The sequence below is a fragment of the Mesorhizobium sp. M7A.F.Ca.CA.002.09.1.1 genome (assembly GCF_003998555.1).
Classification (GTDB): Bacteria; Pseudomonadota; Alphaproteobacteria; order Rhizobiales; family Rhizobiaceae; genus Mesorhizobium; species Mesorhizobium ciceri.
Genome location: NZ_RZRR01001345.1, coordinates 1 through 975, shown reverse-complemented (window position 1 = coordinate 975; position 975 = coordinate 1). Strand labels below are relative to the sequence as shown.

Here is a 975-nt window from a genome sequence, read left to right as displayed (position 1 = left end):
GATCCGACGTCACCGAGATCGTCCACGCGCTGGGCGCCGGCGGGCGAATCGTCGCTATTGATCGCGGCAGCAAATATCCGCCTGAAGTCGCGCAAAAACCCAATGTCGGCTACCGCCGCCAGCTTTCGGTCGAGGGGCTGGCCAGCCTGCGACCCGACCTGATCCTGGCCGCAGAAGACAGCGGGCCTCCTGAAGCGGTCGAGGTGCTGAAGTCGCTGGCAATTCCGATCGTCTTGGTCCCGCAGGACAACAGCCCGCAAGGCATCGAGCACAAGATCACGTTGATCGCCGCCAGCCTTGGGCTCGAGGACAAGGGCAAGGCGGTTTCCGCCGAGGTGCTCACCGCCTTTCAGGCTGCCGCGGATCTGGCGTCGCAAATTCCGCCGGAGCGGCGCAAGAAGGTGGTGTTCTTCCATGGCCTGGTACGTCTGAGCGCTGCCGGCGCGGGTACTTCTGCCGACGCCATCATCCGCTATGCCGGCGGCCTCAACCCTATGGACATCGTACAGGGCTACAAGGCGGCGTCGGAGGAAAAACTGATCGAGATGGCGCCTGACGTCATCCTGATGATGGGCGACGGCAAGGGCGGGCCGTCGGCCGAGCTGGTGTTCGGCAACCGCGCGCTGGCGGCAACGCCGGCGGCAGCCAAGAAGGCGCTGGTCGTGCTCGACGGCGCCTACATGATCGGCTTCGGCCCGCGCACATCGGATGCGATCCGCGACCTGGCGAAAGCGCTCTATCCGGAAGGGGAATGACGTCGCGAAAATCGCAAGACGGTTCGGCTGGGCAGTACAATTTCGTCGCCGAACCCCGTTGCGCTTCATAAATGCTGTCCGTCCGGATTTCTCCGGATCGGCTTCCGCCCGAACAAACTTGGCGGCTCGGCCTGAAACATTGGCACGATATTCTAAGCCGCGCGGTTGACCGTGAATGCGCTCTCCAGCCTATAATTATACTAAATTCATAGACTAACTG

Annotated in this window: 1 protein-coding gene; it reads left to right on the top strand. The window is 62.6% G+C overall.

Annotation, left to right across the window (positions count from 1 at the left end; all coding sequences use genetic code 11):
- Positions 1 to 755: ABC transporter substrate-binding protein (locus EN994_RS33090; RefSeq protein WP_127308234.1), on the top strand; the 755-nt coding region annotated here is incomplete at its 5' end.
- Positions 756 to 975: the final 220 nt, after the last annotated feature.